The organism is Neomicrococcus lactis (genome assembly GCF_014200305.1).
GTDB lineage: Bacteria > Actinomycetota > Actinomycetes > Actinomycetales > Micrococcaceae > Neomicrococcus > Neomicrococcus lactis.
The window spans coordinates 886,930-906,101 of record NZ_JACHBL010000001.1; the positions used below are offsets into that span (position 1 = coordinate 886,930).

Genomic DNA, 19,172 nt, shown 5'->3' on the forward strand with positions numbered 1-19,172 from the left:
ATGCGTTTTTATCCCACGTTCTTCAAAGTTTTCTTTTCCGGCATGGATCCTGAAAAGGCTCACCACGTGGGATTCTCCATGGTCCGCGCAGCAGAGAAAGCTGGCGCTTCAGCAGTGCTGCGCCGCCTGACCTCACCAGACCAGTCCCTCGAGCGCACCGTCATGGGCCTGCGATTCCCGTCGCCTTTCGGGTTGGCCGCCGGCTTCGACAAAGAAGGACACGGAACCACCGCCTTGTGCGATCTCGGTTTCGGCCACATCGAGGTAGGCACCGTGACCGCTATTGCGCAGCCGGGTAACCCACAGCCACGACTCTTCCGCCTCGTCGAAGACAAAGCCGTCATAAACCGCATGGGTTTCAACAATCCAGGTGCCGTCGCTGTAGCCCCGCGCATCAAAGAGTCCCTCAAGCACCTCTCACGCCGTTTCGGGGGAACCCGCCCCATCATCGGCATCAACATTGGCAAGAGCAAGGTGGTGGAGCTCGAGGACGCCGTAGAAGATTACCGCCAGAGCACTCGCACTCTCGCTCCGCTCGCCGACTACATGGTGGTGAATGTTTCGTCGCCGAACACTCCCGGTCTTCGCCTCTTGCAGTCCGTGGAAAGCTTGCGTCCCATTCTCGATGCTGTGCGCGAGGAGTCTTCGCGCAGTGCCGGCCGACACGTCCCGCTGCTCGTGAAGATCGCTCCGGACCTGGCCGACGAAGACATTGCGGACGTCGCACGCTTGGCAACGGAGTTGGAGCTGGATGGCATCATCGCCACCAACACCACCATTTCTCGTGAAGGCCTGAAGAAGGACGCTCAAGAGGTAGCCGAAATCGGCGCCGGCGGACTCTCCGGTGAACCGTTGAAGGCCCGCTCGCTCGAAGTACTGAAGCAACTCCGCGCCGTTCTGCCACGTGAAACCACCGTTGTCTCGGTTGGTGGTGTCACGAGTGCAGAAGACGTGATTGAGCGCCTGCAGGCCGGCGCCAACTTGGTTCAGGGTTACACCGCGTTCCTCTACGAGGGTCCATTCTGGGCATGGCGCATCAACGCCGGACTCAAGAAGGCGCAGCGAACCGGACGTCTCAACAGCAACAAGGCGCTGTAGCGGCGCGAGGCAGCGTCGTCGTACTCAAAAAATTAGCCGGATCGCTCATCAACGAGCAGGTCCGGCTAATTTTCTATCGAGCCAAATAGTTACTGAGGGTATTCGCCGCGCGCAACCTGTGGCTTCGGCAAACGGAGCTTGCGGAACTGCATGCCGCGGGTAGCCGCGTACCAGAGGACGCCGCGCTCTACCTGGCCGAACTTCTCGATCAGGCGCTTCTTGAGCTTGCGGGTCATGATGAACGTGTCCACCACGGTAATGAGCAAGACAGCCCACATAGCCAACGTGATGTAGGTCTGGACGTTGATGTCCTGAATAACCAAAGCAACGATGATGAACGCCAAGAGAACGAACATCAAGTACTCAGAAATCATGTAGCGGGCGTCAACGAAAGCACGCGCGAAACGGCGCTGCTCGCCGCGGTCCTTAGGCAAGAGGTAACGCTCGTCGGCGGTCTCGTTCGCGAGGCGGAACTGGCGCTGGCGCTCTTCGCGTTCCTTGAGGCGCTGCTCTTTGCTGAGCTTGCGATCGCTTGGAACCAGCGGACGCTTGTTTTGAGCCTGCTGCACAGAGCGCTTAGGCGTGGGTGCACCCTTTCCAGCCTGGGCGTCACGCTGCGTGACTACCGGCTCAGGAGTGACAGGGGAATCGGTCTCATTTTTCTTACGTCCAAACACCCGGCAATCCTACCGGTCAGTGGATAGAGTGAAGAAATGGCATTGAATCCTGTTAACCCTGACACCACTGTAGATATTGACGCCATCCGTCAGATCGTGTCCCAAAATTTCCCTGAGAGCTTGGACCAGCTCATTGCGCTCGCGCGGATTCCGTCCGTCGCGTGGGAGTCTTTCGACGCTTCCAAGGTGCAAGAGAGCGCCGAGGCCGTTGCCGCCCTCGCGAAGTCCGTCGGCTTTGACGATGTCCGCATTGCGACGGCCCCTACTGACGAAGGCAAGCAGGGATACCCCGCAGTCCTCGCTCGCAAACCAGCCGCAGAGGGCAAGCCCACCATCCTGCTCTACGCGCACCACGACGTGCAGCCGCCGGGGGATCGCGCCCTCTGGGATTCCGAGCCCTTCGAGCCAGAACTCCGCGGTGATCGCTTGTTTGGTCGCGGCGCGGCTGATGACAAGGCCGGCGTCATTGCTCACATTTCTGCGGTGCGAGCGCTTGAAGTTGCGATGCCAGGCCACGGTCTGGGCATTTCACTCTTTATCGAGGGTGAAGAGGAAGCCGGCTCGCCGTCCTTCCGCAATTTCTTGGAGGAGAACCGCGCTGACCTCGCCGCTGACGTCATTGTGGTGGCCGACTCCGCGAACTGGGCCGTTGGAACGCCGGCACTGACCACCTCGCTGCGCGGAATGGTTGCCGGGGAGTTCGAGATCCGCGTCTTGGAGCACGCCGTGCACTCAGGCATGTTTGGCGGTCCCGTTTTGGACGCGCCGCTACTCGCCGCGCGTTTGGTTGCTTCCTTGCACGACGACGATGGCAACGTCGCGATTAAAGGCTTGCTTTCGAAGGAAGAAGCGGACGTTGATTACGACGACGCTCAGTTCCGTTCCGATTCATCCGTAGTGTCTGGCTATCAGTTGGCGGGCACCGGAAAGCTCACGGACCGCTTGTGGAATAAGCCAGCGATCTCTTTGATCGGCTTGGACATGGTGAGCGTCGCAGAATCAGCAAACGCATTGATTCCGAGCATTCGAGGCAAGCTCAGCATGCGCCTTGCCCCCGGCCAGGATGCCGCCGCAGCTGGCGCCGCATTGAAGAAGCACATTGAGTCCTTGGATCTGCGCGGCGCTCACGTGTCGTTCAAGCTGACGGAAGAGGGCAGCTCCTACTTCCAGGACGCAGAGAACGACGCCGCAGCTCGCCTCATGAACGACTGCTTGCGGGACGCTTGGGGAACCGAGCCCGTGAACACGGGTATTGGCGGAAGCATCCCGTTCATCGCGGACCTCAAGGAACTGTACCCGTCGGCGCACATTCTGATCACGGGCGTTGAAGATCCGGACTCGCGTGCCCACAGCGCTAACGAGTCGTTGCACGTTCCGGAGTTTGAGAAGGCGATCGTCGCGGAATCACTCTTGCTGGCGCGTTTGGCCAACAACGGTCTCGGCGAATAGTTCATCCCAGAACTAGCGCGAGCTAGTACGGGAACAAGCCGCTGGGTCGAGGTGTTACACACTATGCGAAGGTTTGGTGCGGCAACTCGACCCTTGCGGACGTAAGATTGATGCAACAACGCGGCCTTTGATTTATGGGCCGTGAGAAAGAGAGTGAACTAGATATGAGTACTGTCACCAACGATGTTCAGGCCTCCGCTGAGGAGATGCCAACTCACGAAGTACAGCTCTCCGAGGTAGCAGCTGACAAGGTACGTAGCTTGCTCGAGCAGGAAGGTCGCACTGACCTCCGCTTGCGTGTAGCTGTTCAGCCTGGCGGCTGCTCTGGCTTGATCTACGAGCTGTACTTTGACGAGCGCGTCTTGGATGGCGACGCCGTTCGCGACTTCGATGGCGTAGAAGTCATCGTGGACAAGATGAGCGTTCCGTACCTCAACGGCTCATCTATTGATTTTGAGGACACGATCAGCAAGCAGGGTTTCACGATTGATAACCCGAACGCAGGCGGATCGTGCGCTTGTGGTGACTCATTCCACTAAGCGAACCTGACTTGGGACTACGCTCCGGAATGTCATTTAGGCGTGCCGGAGCGTTGTTTTCCTTTTTCTGCGCGCAGAAGAGGGTAAGCTCTACAGGGAGTAGTAGAAGAACAACGAACGATTGAAGATTCCAACGAGTCAGGGAGTGGGAAAGTTCCCACGGTCTCGCTGGGAACTTCATCGGAATCGCCGCACCAACGAAGAGGAAGGGCCGTCTGTGAGTTCGCAAGATCGAACCGGTAGCCGCCGGACGGTAGCAAAGGTCACCGCCATTGCCGCCGCGGGCACGCTGCTGTTGACGGGTTGTTCGGAAGAAGTTCAGCGAGGCTGGCTTCCGAACGTCGTAAAGGACACCACAAACCACACTGGAGCAATTCAAGAGTTATGGGTTAACTCATGGATCGCGTCTTTGATCATCGGTTTGCTCACTTGGGGTTTGATGCTCTGGTGCATCATCGCCTACCGTCGCCGTAAGGGTGACGAAGGCTACCCACGCCAGTTGAGCTACAACCTGCCAATGGAAATCTTCTACACGGCAGTTCCGATCGTCATCATTCTTGCTTTCTACAGCTTCTCCAACTCGGTTCAGCACAAGATTGACGCTCCTGTTGACTCGCCGCTCGTCATCGACGTTCGTGCAAAGCAGTGGGCTTGGGACTTCAACTACAAGTACGAAGGCGAAGAGAAGTACTTCGCTGGCGTACAGGCACACTTGGATGGCACTGAAGGCACCAAGGAAAAGCTCCCAACCTTGTACTTGCCAGTGAACGTCCCAGTGACTTTCGAGTTGAACTCGCGCGACGTCATTCATTCTTTCTGGATCCCGGCCTTCTTGCAGAAGCTCGACATGATCCCAGGCAAGACCAACCACATCTACCTCACTCCTCAGACCGAGGGTACGTTCGACGGTAAGTGTGCAGAGCTTTGCGGTGAATACCACTCGGAAATGCTTTTCAACGTCAAGGTTGTCTCTGAAGAAGAGTTCAAGCAGTACTTGGCAACGCTTCCTGACGGACAGATCGGTGAGGAATACGACCGTAAGCCGGACGTCGTCAACAGCACTACCCAAGGCGAAGGGGAGTAGACACAATGACTACTTACGAATACGCCACGGATGAAGCGAAGGCCATCTCGCCTCGCGTTGTCCCGGTGTCGAAGGGTCGTATCGTCGTTGACTGGATCACGACGACAGACCACAAGAAGATCGGTTACCTCTACCTGATCACCTCGTTCTTGTTCTTCTGCATCGGCGGTGTCATGGCTCTCATGATCCGTGCCGAGCTGTGGGAACCAGGAATGCAGATCCTTCAGACGAAGGAACAGTACAACCAGCTCTTTACGATGCACGGCACGATCATGTTGCTCATGTTCGCAACGCCATTGTTCTCGGGCTTTGCCAACGTTTTGATGCCACTTCAGATTGGTGCTCCTGACGTTGCGTTCCCACGTTTGAACGCTTTGGCCTACTGGCTGTACTTGTTCGGCTCTGTTATTGCAGTCGCCGGCTACATCACCCCCCAGGGTGCTGCATCGTTCGGTTGGTTCGCATACGCACCGCTTGCCTCCACCACCTTCAGCCCTGGCGTGGGTGGCGACCTCTGGGTCTTCGGTCTGGCACTGTCCGGTTTCGGTACCATCCTTGGTTCCGTCAACTTCATCACCACGATCATCACGATGCGCGCTCCTGGCCTGACCATGTGGCGTATGAGCATCTTCACGTGGAACACGCTCATCACGGCATTCTTGATCATCATGATCTTCCCGCCGTTTGCTGCTGCACTGTTCGCGCTAGGTGCTGATCGCCGCTTCGGCGCACACGTCTTCGACCCTGAGCACGGCGGTCCAATCCTCTGGCAGCACTTGTTCTGGTTCTTCGGTCACCCCGAGGTTTACGTGTTGGCCCTGCCGTTCTTCGGTGTGGTTTCTGAAATCTTCCCGGTCTTCTCTCGTAAGCCAATCTTCGGCTACAAGGGTCTGATCTTCGCGACGATTTCCATCGCTGCACTGTCCGTATCCGTATGGGCACACCACATGTACGTCACCGGCGCCGTCTTGCTTCCGTTCTTCGGATTCATGACGATGCTCATCGCAGTTCCAACCGGTGTGAAGTTCTTCAACTGGATCGGCACCATGTGGCGAGGATCCATCACCTTCGAAACGCCAATGCTTTGGTCGATCGGCTTCTTGGTGACCTTCCTCTTCGGTGGTCTGACCGGTATCACGCTCTCGGCTCCGCCACTCGACTTCCATGTCTCTGACACCTACTTCGTGGTTGCACACTTCCACTACGTGGTCTTCGGTACCGTGGTCTTCGCAATGTTCGCTGGCTTCTACTTCTGGTGGCCAAAGTGGACGGGCAAGATGCTCAACGAGCGCCTTGGCAAGATCCACTTCTGGCTCTTGTTCATCGGCTTCCACATGACGTTCCTCATCCAGCACTGGTTGGGCGTTATCGGTATGCCACGTCGCTACGCCGACTACATGGTTGAAGACAACTTCACGGCAATGAACCAGGTTTCCACGGTGGGCTCCATGATCTTGGCGCTCTCCATGGTTCCGTTCTTCTGGAACGTCTACACCACGGCTCGCAATGGTCGGAAGATCGAAGTTGATGATCCATGGGGCTTCGGTGCCTCGCTGGAATGGGCAACGTCTTGCCCTCCACCACGTCACAACTTCCACTCCATCCCACGCATCCGCTCAGAGCGTCCTGCGTTGGATCTGCACCATCCTGAGTTGTCGGCTTTCCGTTCGACTCCAACGAACCCCGCCGCGAAGATCTTCGGCCCAGCTGATCAGGGAGACAAGCGCTAATGAAAGTTGAAACTGGCATCTTTTTGGGTGGAGCCCTCTTCTTCCTTCCGATCGGAATCGTTTACGGTTTCTTGACGGACTTCAAGGAATGGGTTGGCTTCCCGGCCATCTTGATGGTCTCGATCATGTCGGCCTTCATCGGCTTCTACTTGTACAAGACCGCCAAGAGCGTCGGAATGCGTCCAGAGGACCGCGCTGACGGCGAGATTCACGAGAATTCGGGAATCGTCGGCGCGTTCAGCCCTTGGAGCTGGTGGCCAATCGCCCTCGCCGGCGGTGCAGCTATCGGATTCCTCGGATTGGCAGTTGGCTGGTGGATTCTCTTCATCGGCGCTGGCTTCTCGGCGATCGGTCTTGTCGGCTGGGTTTACGAATACAGCCGCGGAGATCACGCACACTAAGAATTCCGCAGTAAAGGGTGGGGCCCTGACTCAATAACGAGTCAGGGCCCCACCCTTTTTCGTACCCCGACAAAGTCAACTGCCATCCGCCAGAGAAGCAGTCCTTCAGTCACACGTCCATCGCCACACGTGGGCTGTAGATGATCAATAAAAGGGGAACGCCACTAGGGGAGTAGGTGCCCTTAGGATTGATGCATGCCATCCTCAATGCCGAAGTATCAACGTATTCGCCTTGAGCTCAAGCAGATGGCCGAGGAGCGCGCTACAAGTCGCGATCCCATTCCCAGCGAGCGTGATCTCAGCGTTCACTTTGCTGCAGCCCGTATGACCGTCCGCCGAGCTATTGACTCACTTGTTGAAGAAGGCGTCTTGGAACGTGTGGTAGGCGTTGGCACGTTCGTCTCCAGACCGAAGGTCGATCTACACGCGCGACTGACCTCGTACTCCGAAGAAATGCAACGACGTGGCATGGTGCCCACGGCTCGAGTGCTCCATTTCGACGAACGGTCCGCAAACACGGTTCTAGCGCGCGAAATAGAACTCACCGAGGGTGAACCCGTAATTCGCCTCCAGCGCCTTCTACTGGCCGATGGAGAGCCTATGAGCCTCGACGAGAACTATCTGCCGGCCAAGTACGTGCCGGGGATCCTCGATGAGCCTCCACCGTCGTCCCTCTATAACCTGCTGGAGGTCCGCTACGGCATTGTTATGCAGTGGGGTGAGGATCAGGTCGAGGCGACCGCTGCAACGCCCTCAGAGGCGCGTTTGCTGGGTATCGACGTAGGCATGCCACTCATGCGCATTCAACGCCATGCATTCGTGGGCCAACGGCTCATGGACTATTCCGTATCGCTGTACCGGGCTGACCGCTACAAGCTCTGGGTGCCACTCGAGCGCGTGAGGACAAGCACGCGGCGGCCTGCAGCCAGCCGCGATCTGTAAGCCCGTCTCAGAGCTGTATTTCTAGAACACGAGTCTTCCCTGACCCGCTTCGAGTATTTGTTGGTGTTGAGCTACGCCGGTGCAACGTAACGGGGTGGCTTGTGAAAAAGTGAAATATCCGACGATAGTGCGATTTCCTGCCAAGTGCAGCCGTTGAACAGCATTCTTGCCGGCTTGTAGCGCTGGGCCTGATCTTCGTAGGCCTTGTTTATTGCAAAGCCCGGAGGCCATTACTTTGGCGTACACGACAGGCGATACATCAAGAACCTCTACAATCCAGGGCTAGGGGTCTTGGTAGTAATGGGGACGGATTGAGCGCTAAGCCTCCAGGGTCGCTTTGGCGGTGGGGCGCCGTCCGATGCTTGCCTTGTCGAGGTGCCCGTAGATGGTGGAGCGCGGGACCTGGAGGAGGTCGGCGATGCGTTGGACCGTATGGGTCCCCGCGTCGTAGAGCTGCTGGGCGTGGTGGGCCTGGTCGGGGGTGAGTTTCGGGCGTCTTCCTCCTGTTCGCCCGCGGGCGCGGGCGGCGGCGAGTCCGTCGCGGGTGTTGGCGACGATGAGTTCTCGTTGCAGTTCGGCCAGGACTGAGAGCATTCCGAACATCGCACGTCCTTCCGCGGTCGTGGTGTCGATGCCCTGCTCAAGGACACGTAATCCCACACCACGCTCGCGGAGGGCCGCACCGAGGGTCACCAGGTGGAGCACCGAGCGTCCGAGCCTGTCCAGGCGGGTGATGACCAGCTGGTCGCCTGCGCGGTTGGCCGAGGCGAGGGCCTTGTCGAGCTCGGGCCTGCTGGCCTTGGCACCGCTGGCATGGTCGAGGTAGATGTTTGCCGGGTCGACGCCGGCGCGGGCCAGGGCATCCGTTTGGTGGTCAGGGTTTTGGTCGGCGGTGGAGACCCGCGCGTATCCGATCAACATGTGTCGATAATACCGGTGCTGCATGGTTTGACGACGTTGATTTCCGGCACGGGTTTCAGACATTGTTTCCGCGGCGTGTCGCCGACAGGTTCGGGATGTCGTCAAATGACCGTTTCTCGACATGCTACGTCCAGTCGCGGTGTATCCCGCTTAGAGCAGACCCCGCTCCTGCTGTTTGGGTGGGCAGGGAACCGTTCCATAGGAGCAGAAAACGCAGCAGTCCCCCAACCGCTGGGCGTAGACGCTCCCCGCAGCCGGGGCATACCCAGAAGAACTGGCATGCGTCGGTCGGCATCTGAACGGAAGTGGCTACGCCGCACGACGGGCACGACACCACGGAGTTTAATTCGACGGACATCTCTAGGCTCTCCATGGGTTGGCAGAAAATGCGGTTGACGGCCCCGATTGTCTGGCTGACCGGTCAGCCGATGAAAGCGGGCAGGAATCGCAGAAAGACCGACCCTGCGACCAAGACGTAGGCGATGGCCACGAGCGTTCCGGCCCAGTCGGCGGCGAACCTGGTCACGGCCCGGGGCGCGGGAATGATGCCGTGGACGAGGTTGCGGACCGTGAGCAGGATAAACAAGGGGATCATCGCCGCCCACACGACCATGCAGTACAGGCACAGGATATAGATCTCGAAGAGGGCCTGGCTCCAGAGCCAGATCACGAACACCGTCCCCAGGCTCACCCCAACCTGTAGCCCTGCCCAGTACCAGCGTCCCGGGGAAGCCCCGGAGAGCACCATCATGGCGGTGGCCAGGATGAGCGCGAAGGCGACGATGCCGATCAGCGGGTTGGGGAAGCCGAAGAGTTCGGACTGCCAGGTGCCCATGACCCTCCCGCAGGAAACCCACGGGTTCACGTCGCAGCTGGTGATGTGGCCAGGGTTCTTGTACAGGGCCAGGCGCTCCAGGACGAGGATGGCCGAGGCGACCCAGCCCACGGCCCCGGAGATCAGCAGCACGAGGCCGAAGGCACGGGGGAGGGCGAATCGGGGAACCCGGACGGATGGTTCCCGGGGGCCTGCCGCGTGGTCATCGGTTCTCGGTGTGGTCATGGTGTCTTCTTCCGGTTCCAGGGACGGGGTTTAGTTGGCGGCGGCTTCGGCGATGGCGGCCTGGAACTGTTCCAGGCTCTGGACCGTGAGCATCTTGCCGTCGAGGAAGAAGGTCGGGGTGCCGGTCACGCCCAGGGCCTTCCCGTCGGCGATGTCGAGCTTTACGCGTTCCTCGGTGGTCGGGTCGGCGACGGCCGCGTCGTAGGCGGCCATATCGAGTCCGAGGTCTTCGGCATAGGTGCGGAACAGGGCGCTCTTGTTCTCGGCGGATTCGCCCCACTGGGCTTGGGTGTCGAACATCTTCTTGTACATCGGTTCGTAGGCGTCCTGCTGGGCTGCGGCCTCCACGGCCACGGCGGCGTTCGTGGAGTTCAGGTGCCCTGGCAGCGGGAAGTAGCGGTGGACGAAGGTGACGTTCTCCGAGTACTCGGCGCGCAGCTCCTCGACGAACGGGTAGGCCGCACCGCAGGCTTCGCATTCGTAGTCCAGGAACTCCACCAGGACCGCCTTCTCGCTTGGTGCTTGGGAAAGCACCCGGCTGTTCTCCCGGACGACCTGCTGTTCGGTGGTGGCGGCGTCGGCTGCTTGGGGGGAAGCGGCCTTGGAGTTTCCCTGGGCGACGGCGTAGCCGATGATCGCAGCGACAACGGCGGCGGCCAGCAGGATCCAGACGACGATCTTGGGTTTCTTCGGGGATCGGGTGCTGGGAGGGATCGGAGTGCTCACGTGGTGTTCCGTTCTGTGGCCGGCGTGCACTAGGGCAGGCCGGACGGGTGGGGAGTGTGGGGTGGAATGGCCGTAGCCGGGCGCGGCTGTTCGGTGCACCGTGGCAAGGAGGAATGCGGTTCCCTGATGATCGGCTGTCCCGTCACCGGCAGGTGCATCCTTCGGGGGTGCAGCAATCCGGGTCCACGGTGAGGACGAGTTCCAGCAGATCACCCAAGGCCGATCCGAGCCGTGGGTCGGCCAACCGGTACCAGGTGTTGCGGCCCTCCGGCTGGGCCGCAACCAGTCCGCATCCGCGCAGGCAGGTGAGTTGGTTCGACATCGACTGCCGGGAGACGCCCAGCTCCGTGGCCAGGTCCGAGGGCCTCGCGGGGGCGTCACGCAGGGCCAACAGGATCCGGGTCCGGGTCCCGTCCGACAGGGCGTGGCCCAATTGCGTCAAGGCCGAGGTATGCGTGGGGGTTGCGCTTTTCATCAAACACCACGGTACATGATCCAATGTATAGTGATCCATTTCCGAGGTCGGGTGAAAGCCACCTCACTCGGCATCCAGCATTCGGCCCGACTACGCCTTCTCGATCCCCGACGCTCCCGTCAGTCGAGGTCAGGAGCGTGCCCTGGAAGCCTCCACTGCGTTCATCAAACTCGATATATCGTAATTTACGATATGATCGATGTATGACGATTGAATATAGCGGTGAAGACGGCTGCAAGGGGCTTGACCCGGCAGCCGCCCTGTTCCATTCCCTGGGCGATCCAGCCCGCCTCGCCATCGTCAAGCGGATGGCGCATGGTGAGGTCAGGGTCAGCCAACTGACCCATGAGCTGGGGTTGGCCCAATCGACCGTGTCCACGCACGTGGCCTGCCTGCGGGACTGTGGACTCGTCGAGGGCCGCGCAGAGGGCCGCAGTGTCTACTACTCGCTGACGCGTCCCGAGCTCATGGACATGCTGGCCCAGGCCGAAATCCTCTTGGCCGCGACCGGCAACGCGGTGAGCCTGTGCCCGACCTATGGCACCGCCGCCAGGGAAAACGACACCATCCAGGAGAGTGCCCGATGAGCGACGCCTGCGGCTGCAGCGACGAAACAATGGCCCCCGGCACGGCAGGCGAAGAGAAAGCGGAAGGCTTCTGGCAGGTGAGAGAGGTCCGTGCCGCCGCCGTGTCCGGGGTGCTGCTGCTGGCTGGCTGGATCACTTCCCTGGTCGGGGGCCCGCAGTGGCTGACCTTGCCGCTGGAAATCATCGCGTTGCTGGTCGCGGCCTGGACCTTCGTTCCCTCCACGCTGCGGAGCTTGGTTAGGGGCAAGATCGGCGTCGGCACCCTGATGACGATCGCCGCGGTGGGCGCGGTGCTGCTGGGACAAATCGAGGAAGCAGCGATGCTCGCCTTCCTCTATGCCATCTCCGAAGGCCTGGAGGAATATTCCCTCGCCAAGACCCGGCGGGGTCTGCGCGCCCTGTTGGACCTCGTCCCGGCCGAGGCAACGGTGCTGCGCCACGGCACCCAGTTCACCGTATCCCCGGCAGAACTCGTCCCCGGGGATCGGATGGTCGTGCGCCCGGGGGAACGGCTCGCCACGGACGGCAGGATCGTCACCGGGCGCACCTCCCTGGACACCTCGGCGTTGACCGGCGAATCGGTGCCGGTCGAAGCCGGTCCGGGAACCGAGGTCTGGGCCGGTTCCATCAATGGCACCGGCCCGCTGGAGGTCGAGGTCACCAGCACCGCGGAGAACAACTCCCTGGCACGCATCGTGCACATCGTGGAGGCCGAACAGTCCCGCAAGGGCCCCGGCCAACGCCTGGCCGACTCCATCGCCAAGCGGCTCGTCCCGGGTATCCTCATCGTCGCGGGCCTGATCATCGTCTTCGGGTTCATCGTCGGGGAACCCGTGCTCTGGTTCGAACGCGCCCTGGTGGTGCTGGTCGCCGCCTCGCCCTGCGCGCTGGCGATCTCCGTGCCCGTCACCGTCGTGGCCTCCGTCGGTGCGGCCAGCCGCATCGGCGTGCTGATCAAGGGCGGCGGGGCGCTGGAAACCCTGGGCAGGATCCGCACCATCGCCTTGGACAAGACCGGCACCCTCACCCGCAACCAACCGGCCGTCATCGACGTCGCCACCGCCGGCCCGGCGACCCGCACGCAGGTGCTGGCGCTGGCCGCCGGGCTCGAAGAACGCAGCGAGCACCCGCTGGCGCGCGCCATCCTCGCCGCGACCCCGGACCGGGCCAACGTCACCGACGTGGACACGGTCCCCGGAGCCGGACTGGAAGGCCTGCTCGACGGGCAAAAGGTGCGCCTGGGCCGCCCGGGTTGGATCGAGCCCGGTGAACTGGCCGCGGATGTGGAGCGCATGCAACGGGCCGGTGCCACGGCGGTGCTGATTGAACAGGACGGCCAGGTAGTGGGAGCCGTGGCGGTCCGCGACGAGCTTCGCCCCGAAGCCCGAGAAGTCATCGCCCGGCTTACCCGGTCCGGCTACACGACAGTGATGCTCACCGGCGACAACACCATCACCGCCAACGCCCTGGGGAAGGACGCCGGCATCACCGAGGTCCACGCCGATCTGCGCCCCGAGGACAAGGCGGACATCATCCGCCGGCTCAAGGCGAACCGGCCCACCGCCATGGTCGGTGACGGCGTCAACGACGCCCCTGCCCTGGCCACGGCCGACACCGGCATCGCCATGGGTGCCATGGGCACCGACGTCGCCATCGAGACCGCCGATGTCGCACTGATGGGCGAGGACCTGAACCACCTGCCCCAGGTGCTGGACCACGCCCGGCGGACCCGCCGCATCATGCTGCAAAACGTCGGGCTGTCCCTGCTGCTGATCGCCCTCCTGATCCCGCTTGCCTTGTTCGGGATCCTCGGGTTGGCGGCCGTGGTCCTGATCCACGAGCTGGCCGAGATCCTTGTCATCGCCAACGGCGTTCGTGCCGGACGGATAGCACGGAAAAACCAGCTTGACGCCCGGCAGCCCGGCCCCGTGTTGGAGCCTGCGGCATGAGCGCGGCAGCCGAGCGGACCACAGGAGGGCGGTCCGGCCACTTCCGGTCCCGGTCCCGGACCGTGATGCTGGGCGGGGCGGCGTTGCTCGCCGCCACCGACCTTGTCTCGAAGTGGGTGGCGGAGAGAAACCTGACCGTGGGCGAGTCCCTGGGCCTGGGGCCGCTGGACATCAGGCTGTTTTACAACACCGGGGTGGCCTTCAGCCTCGGCGCGTCCCTCCCGCCCTGGACGGTCGCGGCCGCGACCGGGCTGATTATCGCGGCCCTGTTCTGGTTCCTGCTGGCTTCCGAACCGGCCATGACCGGGCTCTCCCGCACGGGGGCGGCCCTGTTGCTCGGCGGCGCATCGGGGAACTTCATTGACCGGCTGGACGGGCGCGGGGTCGTGGACTTCCTGCACAGCGGATGGTTCCCCACCTTCAACCTCGCAGACGTCTTCGTCACCGGGGGTGCCGCCTTGATGGTCCTCGGGGCGTTCAGGCGCCAACCGGAAGAAAATCCCGGATAGTCCGTCCGACTCGCCCTGCCGCAATCCGGCGCAGCGCGGACAAAATACCGGTGGCGCCACCGATCCCCCACCCTGAAAGGACACCATGGATCTCATCCCCTCCATCCTGCAGGCCATCGGCCTGTTCATGGCCACCAACATCGACGACATCATCGTGCTCTCATTGTTCTTCGCCCGCGGTGCCGGACAGCGCGGGACAACGGCCCGGATCCTGGCGGGCCAGTATCTCGGCTTTGGCGGAATCCTCGCCGCGGCCGTCCTCGTGGCGCTAGGCGCAGGGGTATTCCTCCCTCCCCAGGCGATCCCCTACTTCGGCCTCATCCCCCTGTTCCTCGGCCTGTGGGCGGCATGGCGAGCCTGGCGAGCCTGGCGGGCAGCCGACGACGACGATGATGCCAAAGTCGCTGGCAAGAACGTGGGGGTATTGACTGTCGCGGCTGTCACCTTCGCCAACGGCGGGGACAACATCGGGGTCTATGTTCCGGTTTTCCTCAGCGTGGGACCGACCGCCGTGGTGGCATACTGCATCGCCTTCCTCGCACTGGTTGCAGTTCTCGTGGTGCTGGCCAAGTTCATTGCCACGCGCCGGCCGATTGCCGAGGTCCTGGAACGCTGGGAGCACGTCCTGTTCCCGATCGTCCTCATCGGCCTCGGGGTGTTCATCCTCGTCGAGGGAGGGGCCTTTGGACTCTAACAAGTCCACCTCCGGCAAGGACAGGGCCGGCACGCTTTCGTCACCGCAATCCCCGAACCCCGAAACCGAACTGGAACAGATTGCCACATAACCCCAGCAATCCACGGTGGGGACGGTGCCGGTAACACCGGAACCCGCCTCGCAGTCCGCAATGTATATACCCAGCGCGGACCTCTTGGCCAACGCTGCGAACATCCCAGGAGCTAGAAATCATGACCGACCCCCTTCCGTCCCCCTTGAAGCATGCGGGACGCCGCACCTTCCTGCGAGTCGCTGCCCTGGCCGCCGCCGCACTGCCCTTGGCCGCATGCTCCGGTGGCGAGGACTCCCTGGCCAAGCAGGCGCGGGAGGGAAACAACAAGAACTACATAGCCGGCGATGGCTCGGTGGAGGAATACGGTCCGGAATCCCGCACCGCACCGGTCAAGATCAGCGCGGTGGCCTACGACGGAACCACCATTGATTCGGCCACCTGGGTGGGCCAGGCAACGGTGCTGAACTTCTGGTACGCGGCATGTGCACCGTGCCGCATTGAGGCCCCGCACTTGGTGGAACTCAGCAGCGAATATGAGGGCAAGGTCGAGTTCATTGGCATCAATGTGCGCGACGAAAAGGAGGCCGCCGAGGCGTTCGAGCGCACCTTCGGCATCACCTACCCCTCGGTGCAGGACACCCAGGGCGCGATCCAGCTGGCCATGACCCAGTACGTTCCGTTGCAAGCGGTGCCCACCACCCTGGTGCTGGATAGGCAGGGCAGGGTCGCGGCACGCATTCTGGGTGCTGCAGAAAAAAGTACGCTCAAGGCCCTGATCGATACCGCCCTCACCGAGGCCCTGTGATGCTTTCATCGCTCGTTGCTTCCCTCGCAATTCCTGCACAGGGGGGCAACCAGTTTGCAGAGATTGTGCAGGACAGTTCGCTGATCCTCGCGGTCCCCGTCGCCATCCTTGCGGGACTGGTCTCCTTCCTGTCCCCGTGCGTGCTGCCCTTGGTGCCTGGCTACCTGGGTTACGTCACCGGCCTGTCCGGCGCCGACCTCGCCGAACAGAAGCGTGGTCGCATGGTCGCGGGCATTGGGCTGTTCATCCTCGGTTTCACTGCCGTCTTTGTCCTGGCGGGCGTGGTCTTTTCACAGATCGCCGTCTGGATGAGATTCGAAGGTTCTTGGGTCACCCAACTCCTGGGCGTGCTGGTGATCCTCATGGGAGTGGTGTTCATGGGCGGTTTCTCGTTCATGCAACGCGATGCGAAGATCCACCGCAAACCGCCCGCAGGACTCTGGGGTGCCCCGGTTCTCGGTGTCACCTTCGGCCTGGGCTGGGCACCGTGCATTGGGCCCACGCTGGCGGCAGTCCTGGCGATGAGCACAGGCATTGATCCCAACCCCGCCAAGGGCGCCTTGTTGACGTTCTTCTACTGCATGGGCTTGGGCCTGCCGTTTGTTTTCATCGCACTTGGTCTGCGCCGCGGAATGGGCACCATGAAGTTCTTCCGCCGGCACCAGCTGGCGATCATGCGCTTCGGCGGCGGCATGTTAATACTGCTGGGACTCCTGATGGCCACCGGCCTGTGGGGTTCGTGGGTCACGCAATTGCAGGACTGGTTCACCAACGAGGTCAGGTTGCCCATCTAATGGCGAAAAAAGTTTCTAAAAAAGACATTGCGGTCCCGGCCCTCGGGTTCCTTGGGATGCTCCGCTGGGCCTGGACCCAGCTCACCAGCATGCGCACCGCACTCTTCCTGCTGCTGCTCCTGGCGGTGGCGGCGGTGCCCGGCTCGCTCTTTCCCCAGCGCTCGGTGAACCCGGAGCAGGTGACCACCTATCTGGCCAACAAGCCGGTGCTTGGCCAGTGGCTTGACCGCTTCCAGCTCTTTGATGTCTATTCCTCGGTGTGGTTCTCGGCGATCTACCTGCTGCTGTTCATCTCCCTGATCGGGTGCATCCTGCCCCGGGTCAAGAAGCACGCCAAGGCGCTGCGCACACCGCCGCCACGGACGCCTTCGCGGCTGGACCGCCTGCCGCAGAATGGAGCCATCCGGATCCAGCCGGCCTCCGAGTCCGGTCTCAGCGACGCGCAAATCGCCAGGGAAGCCGCGGCGCTCTTGAAGAAACGCGGATACCGCTCCGAAGCCCGCACCGAGGGGGCCAACCCGTCGGTCGGCGCGGAACGGGGATACACCCGGGAAATCGGCAACCTCCTGTTCCACACATCTCTGGTGGGACTCCTGGCCTCGGTGGGTATCGGTGGGGCGTTTGGCTACAACGGGCAGCACCTGTTGGTCGAGGGGGACACGTTCGTCAACTCCCTGGTGTCCTACGACGCTTTCACGCCCGGCACTTGGTTCCAGGAAGACTCCTTGGACCCCTACTCGGTGAAGCTCGAGAAGTTCAACGTCACCTTCGACCGCGAATCGACCACGCACTTCGGCCAGCCCCTCGATTTCACCGCCGAGGTCGAAACCCGTCGCAGCCCCGGTGCGGAACCCGAAAAGGAAACGATCCGAGTCAACCACCCGCTGCGCATCGATGGCGCGGACATGTACCTGGTCGGCAACGGCTACGCACCGGTGGTCACCGTACGTGACGGCAACGGTGACGTTGCCTTCAGCGGCCCGGTGGTCTCCGTGCCGCAGGATGGCATGTACACCTCCCTGATGGTCATCAAGGCCCCCGATGCGAAGCCGGACCAGCTGGGGTTCCAGGGATTTCTGCTGCCCACCGCGATGACGGACGAGACAGGGTTCGCGATTTCCGGGGACCCGAACGCCATTAACCCGCAGCTCCAGCTGAATTCCTACTATGGGGACCTGGGGCTGGATGACGGCATGCCGCAAAACGTCTACGTGCTGGAAACCGACCGGCTCACCGAGATGAACAACCGCGACCTCGAGGCCGGCGGCATCGTGCTAGGTGCCGGGCAGACCTACGAATTGCCCGACGGCAAGGGAAGCATTTCCTTTGACGGACTCAAGCGCTATATCGGCGTGGACATCGCCTACGACCCGAGCAGGCGCCCCGTCGCGGTCTTTGCAGCCCTTTCACTGTTGGGATTGGGCATCTCGCTCTTCACCCCGCGTCGCCGTGCTTGGGTGAAAATCAAGACCTCCGTTGACGGCTCGGGCCGTGAAGAGCGGGTCATCGAATACGGATTGCTGGCCCGCGGAGAAGACCACGGACTTGAATCCGAGGCCAAGGAGCTGCGCAAGCTCCTTGAACAGCAGTGGCCCGCCGTTGAGCGAGCCGGAGTCTAGGAGACCGAATGGAAAACGACATGCCCACGATCAACGTGGCCCTGGGACAATACAGCGACCTGTTCATGTTGCTGTCGGCTCTTGTGTATGCGGCAGCCTTCGTCGCCTTCGCGTGGGACCTTGCGAAGTCAAGCAAGCTCATCCGGGAGATCGACGCCGCCACCCTCGCCTCGGAAAAGAAGGTGCTGGTCGCGGCCGGGGCGACCGACTCCCCGCCTGCGGACAGATCGACCCATGAGTTGGTCAACGATTCCATGGACTACACCGTCGCTTCCACAAAGCGCATGGCGGCCAAGGTCGCGGTCTCACTGACCTGGCTCGGTGTGCTCATGCAGGGCTTTGCCGTGGTTGCCAGGGCCATTGCGGCGGCCCGGGTGCCGTGGGGCAACATGTACGAATTCTTGTCCACCGGCTCCTTCCTGGTCGCCCTCGTCTTTTCGCTGGTGCTGGTGAAGAAAGACCTGCGCTTCATGGGCACTTTCGTCATCGGCCTGGTCACCGTGATGCTGTGCGGCGCCACCATGGGCTTCCCCACCCCGGTTGCCCACCTGGTGCCCGCCCTGCAGAGCTACTGGCTGATCATCCACGTCTCCATTGCGGTGTTGGCCTCGGCCCTGTTCACCATCACCTTCGCCATGAACGTCCTTCAGCTGGTGCAACACGCCAGGATGGATGCGCTGGCTACCGGCAAGAGCGACAAGCTGCCGTTCATGCGCCTGGTCCCCGGTGCCGCCGCCCTCGAAAACTTTGCATACCGCATCAATGCCGTGGCGTTCGTGATGTGGACGTTCACCGTGATGGCCGGTGCCATTTGGGCCGAGGCCGCATGGGGTCGCTACTGGGGCTGGGACACCAAGGAAGTCTGGAGTTTCGTCATTTGGGTTGTCTACGCCGGCTACCTGCACGCCCGTGCAACCGGCGGCTGGACCGGTGCCCGCTCGGCATGGCTGAGCATTATTGGCTACCTTTGCTTGGTCTTCAACTTCACCGTCGTGAATCTCTACTTCAACGGGCTGCACTCCTACGCCGGCGTCTAAATGCCCTCGCAGCGCTCACCAGGGGCTCCGGATCCCCCGACA

General features: G+C 61.8%; 21 protein-coding genes and 1 pseudogene. 15 read left to right on the top strand and 7 right to left on the bottom strand.

Translation table 11 applies throughout. The features are described 5' to 3' along the window. On the top strand, positions 1–1,098 hold the full coding sequence (locus BKA12_RS04085) for a quinone-dependent dihydroorotate dehydrogenase (RefSeq protein ID WP_183640869.1): 1,098 nt from the start codon (positions 1–3) through the stop codon (positions 1,096–1,098). An 89-nt stretch (positions 1,099–1,187) separates the two neighbouring features. Here BKA12_RS04085 and BKA12_RS04090 read toward each other — a convergent pair whose 3' ends face one another. Beyond that, on the bottom strand, positions 1,188–1,775 hold the full coding sequence (locus tag BKA12_RS04090; protein ID WP_183640871.1) for a DUF3043 domain-containing protein: 588 nt from the start codon (positions 1,773–1,775) through the stop codon (positions 1,188–1,190). 36 nt (positions 1,776–1,811) lie between these two features. On the opposite strand from BKA12_RS04090, the gene BKA12_RS04095 reads away from it, so the two are divergent. The 6 genes from BKA12_RS04095 (at position 1,812) to BKA12_RS04120 (ending at position 7,920) form a co-directional block, all read left to right on the top strand. Further along, positions 1,812–3,224: a dipeptidase gene (locus tag BKA12_RS04095; RefSeq protein WP_183640873.1), complete on the top strand. Its 1,413-nt coding sequence runs from the start codon at positions 1,812–1,814 to the stop codon at positions 3,222–3,224. Positions 3,225–3,388: 164 nt separating this feature from the next. Then, positions 3,389–3,763, top strand: a complete 375-nt coding sequence (locus tag BKA12_RS04100; RefSeq protein WP_183640875.1) for a HesB/IscA family protein — start codon at positions 3,389–3,391, stop codon at positions 3,761–3,763. Positions 3,764–3,980: 217 nt separating this feature from the next. Next, positions 3,981–4,847 (top strand): aa3-type cytochrome oxidase subunit II, encoded by an 867-nt coding sequence (gene ctaC, locus BKA12_RS04105; RefSeq protein ID WP_183640877.1) that lies wholly within the window; start codon positions 3,981–3,983, stop codon positions 4,845–4,847. Positions 4,848–4,852: 5 nt separating this feature from the next. Continuing rightward, positions 4,853–6,577 carry an aa3-type cytochrome oxidase subunit I gene (ctaD, locus tag BKA12_RS04110; protein ID WP_183640880.1) on the top strand — a complete coding sequence of 575 codons (1,725 nt, stop codon included), beginning with the start codon at positions 4,853–4,855 and terminating at the stop codon, positions 6,575–6,577. Further along, on the top strand, positions 6,577–6,978 hold the full coding sequence (locus BKA12_RS04115) for a cytochrome c oxidase subunit 4 (protein WP_183640882.1): 402 nt from the start codon (positions 6,577–6,579) through the stop codon (positions 6,976–6,978). The genes ctaD and BKA12_RS04115 overlap by 1 nt, the downstream gene beginning before the upstream one ends. 195 nt (positions 6,979–7,173) lie before the next feature. Further along, on the top strand, positions 7,174–7,920 hold the full coding sequence (locus tag BKA12_RS04120; RefSeq protein ID WP_183640884.1) for a GntR family transcriptional regulator: 747 nt from the start codon (positions 7,174–7,176) through the stop codon (positions 7,918–7,920). Positions 7,921–8,238: 318 nt separating this feature from the next. Here the strand turns inward: BKA12_RS04120 and BKA12_RS04125 are convergent, their stop codons facing one another. The 6 genes and pseudogenes from BKA12_RS04125 to BKA12_RS04140 form a co-directional block, all read right to left on the bottom strand. Then, entirely contained in the window at positions 8,239–8,904 is a 666-nt protein-coding gene (locus BKA12_RS04125) for a recombinase family protein (protein WP_338087424.1), read from the bottom strand. 87 nt (positions 8,905–8,991) lie between these two features. Continuing rightward, positions 8,992–9,069: a GDCCVxC domain-containing (seleno)protein gene (locus tag BKA12_RS12730; protein ID WP_460691977.1), complete on the bottom strand. Its 78-nt coding sequence runs from the start codon at positions 9,067–9,069 to the stop codon at positions 8,992–8,994. Positions 9,070–9,118: 49 nt separating this feature from the next. After that, positions 9,119–9,214: pseudogene (locus BKA12_RS12735) on the bottom strand (hypothetical protein); the annotation flags it as partial. A 48-nt stretch (positions 9,215–9,262) separates the two neighbouring features. Beyond that, positions 9,263–9,901, bottom strand: coding sequence for a vitamin K epoxide reductase family protein (locus BKA12_RS04130; RefSeq protein WP_183640886.1), 639 nt, complete (start codon positions 9,899–9,901; stop codon positions 9,263–9,265). A gap of 30 nt (positions 9,902–9,931) precedes the next feature. Beyond that, the gene (locus tag BKA12_RS04135; protein WP_338087425.1) at positions 9,932–10,627 is read right to left on the bottom strand and encodes a DsbA family protein; all 696 of its coding nucleotides are present in this window, start codon (positions 10,625–10,627) and stop codon (positions 9,932–9,934) included. Between the two features lie 142 nt (positions 10,628–10,769). Next, positions 10,770–11,102 carry an ArsR/SmtB family transcription factor gene (locus BKA12_RS04140; protein WP_071214405.1) on the bottom strand — a complete coding sequence of 111 codons (333 nt, stop codon included), beginning with the start codon at positions 11,100–11,102 and terminating at the stop codon, positions 10,770–10,772. Between the two features lie 203 nt (positions 11,103–11,305). Here BKA12_RS04140 and BKA12_RS04145 point away from each other — a divergent pair, with 203 nt between their 5' ends. From BKA12_RS04145 to ccsB, 8 genes are all read left to right on the top strand, one after another. Next, positions 11,306–11,689 carry an ArsR/SmtB family transcription factor gene (locus BKA12_RS04145; protein WP_071214406.1) on the top strand — a complete coding sequence of 128 codons (384 nt, stop codon included), beginning with the start codon at positions 11,306–11,308 and terminating at the stop codon, positions 11,687–11,689. After that, entirely contained in the window at positions 11,686–13,638 is a 1,953-nt protein-coding gene (locus BKA12_RS04150; protein WP_183640750.1) for a heavy metal translocating P-type ATPase, read from the top strand. The genes BKA12_RS04145 and BKA12_RS04150 overlap by 4 nt, the downstream gene beginning before the upstream one ends. Next, the gene (gene lspA, locus BKA12_RS04155; RefSeq protein ID WP_183640749.1) at positions 13,635–14,147 is read left to right on the top strand and encodes a signal peptidase II; all 513 of its coding nucleotides are present in this window, start codon (positions 13,635–13,637) and stop codon (positions 14,145–14,147) included. Before BKA12_RS04150 ends, lspA begins: the two co-directional genes overlap by 4 nt. Positions 14,148–14,232: 85 nt before the next feature. Then, positions 14,233–14,841: a cadmium resistance transporter gene (locus BKA12_RS04160; protein ID WP_183640888.1), complete on the top strand. Its 609-nt coding sequence runs from the start codon at positions 14,233–14,235 to the stop codon at positions 14,839–14,841. A 212-nt stretch (positions 14,842–15,053) separates the two neighbouring features. After that, positions 15,054–15,680 (top strand): TlpA family protein disulfide reductase, encoded by a 627-nt coding sequence (locus tag BKA12_RS04165; protein ID WP_161448531.1) that lies wholly within the window; start codon positions 15,054–15,056, stop codon positions 15,678–15,680. Beyond that, positions 15,680–16,474: a cytochrome c biogenesis CcdA family protein gene (locus BKA12_RS04170; protein WP_183640890.1), complete on the top strand. Its 795-nt coding sequence runs from the start codon at positions 15,680–15,682 to the stop codon at positions 16,472–16,474. Before BKA12_RS04165 ends, BKA12_RS04170 begins: the two co-directional genes overlap by 1 nt. Then, on the top strand, positions 16,474–18,093 hold the full coding sequence (resB, locus tag BKA12_RS04175) for a cytochrome c biogenesis protein ResB (RefSeq protein WP_183640892.1): 1,620 nt from the start codon (positions 16,474–16,476) through the stop codon (positions 18,091–18,093). The genes BKA12_RS04170 and resB overlap by 1 nt, the downstream gene beginning before the upstream one ends. Positions 18,094–18,113: 20 nt before the next feature. Next, complete coding sequence (gene ccsB, locus BKA12_RS04180; protein WP_161448681.1) at positions 18,114–19,130, top strand: c-type cytochrome biogenesis protein CcsB; 1,017 nt, start codon at positions 18,114–18,116, stop codon at positions 19,128–19,130. Positions 19,131–19,172 lie beyond the last annotated feature (42 nt).

Coding starts and splice junctions, on each gene's coding strand:
- BKA12_RS04085 (WP_183640869.1), top strand. CDS start 1: ATGCGTTTTTATCCCACGTTCTTCAAAGTTTTCTTTTCCGGCATGGAT.
- BKA12_RS04095 (WP_183640873.1), top strand. CDS start 1,812: ATGGCATTGAATCCTGTTAACCCTGACACCACTGTAGATATTGACGCC.
- BKA12_RS04100 (WP_183640875.1), top strand. CDS start 3,389: ATGAGTACTGTCACCAACGATGTTCAGGCCTCCGCTGAGGAGATGCCA.
- ctaD (WP_183640880.1), top strand. CDS start 4,853: ATGACTACTTACGAATACGCCACGGATGAAGCGAAGGCCATCTCGCCT.
- BKA12_RS04115 (WP_183640882.1), top strand. CDS start 6,577: ATGAAAGTTGAAACTGGCATCTTTTTGGGTGGAGCCCTCTTCTTCCTT.
- BKA12_RS04120 (WP_183640884.1), top strand. CDS start 7,174: ATGCCATCCTCAATGCCGAAGTATCAACGTATTCGCCTTGAGCTCAAG.
- BKA12_RS04125 (WP_338087424.1), bottom strand. CDS start 8,904: ATGTCTGAAACCCGTGCCGGAAATCAACGTCGTCAAACCATGCAGCAC.
- BKA12_RS04130 (WP_183640886.1), bottom strand. CDS start 9,901: ATGACCACACCGAGAACCGATGACCACGCGGCAGGCCCCCGGGAACCA.
- BKA12_RS04140 (WP_071214405.1), bottom strand. CDS start 11,102: ATGAAAAGCGCAACCCCCACGCATACCTCGGCCTTGACGCAATTGGGC.
- BKA12_RS04145 (WP_071214406.1), top strand. CDS start 11,306: ATGACGATTGAATATAGCGGTGAAGACGGCTGCAAGGGGCTTGACCCG.
- BKA12_RS04150 (WP_183640750.1), top strand. CDS start 11,686: ATGAGCGACGCCTGCGGCTGCAGCGACGAAACAATGGCCCCCGGCACG.
- lspA (WP_183640749.1), top strand. CDS start 13,635: ATGAGCGCGGCAGCCGAGCGGACCACAGGAGGGCGGTCCGGCCACTTC.
- BKA12_RS04160 (WP_183640888.1), top strand. CDS start 14,233: ATGGATCTCATCCCCTCCATCCTGCAGGCCATCGGCCTGTTCATGGCC.
- BKA12_RS04165 (WP_161448531.1), top strand. CDS start 15,054: ATGACCGACCCCCTTCCGTCCCCCTTGAAGCATGCGGGACGCCGCACC.
- BKA12_RS04170 (WP_183640890.1), top strand. CDS start 15,680: ATGCTTTCATCGCTCGTTGCTTCCCTCGCAATTCCTGCACAGGGGGGC.
- resB (WP_183640892.1), top strand. CDS start 16,474: ATGGCGAAAAAAGTTTCTAAAAAAGACATTGCGGTCCCGGCCCTCGGG.
- ccsB (WP_161448681.1), top strand. CDS start 18,114: ATGCCCACGATCAACGTGGCCCTGGGACAATACAGCGACCTGTTCATG.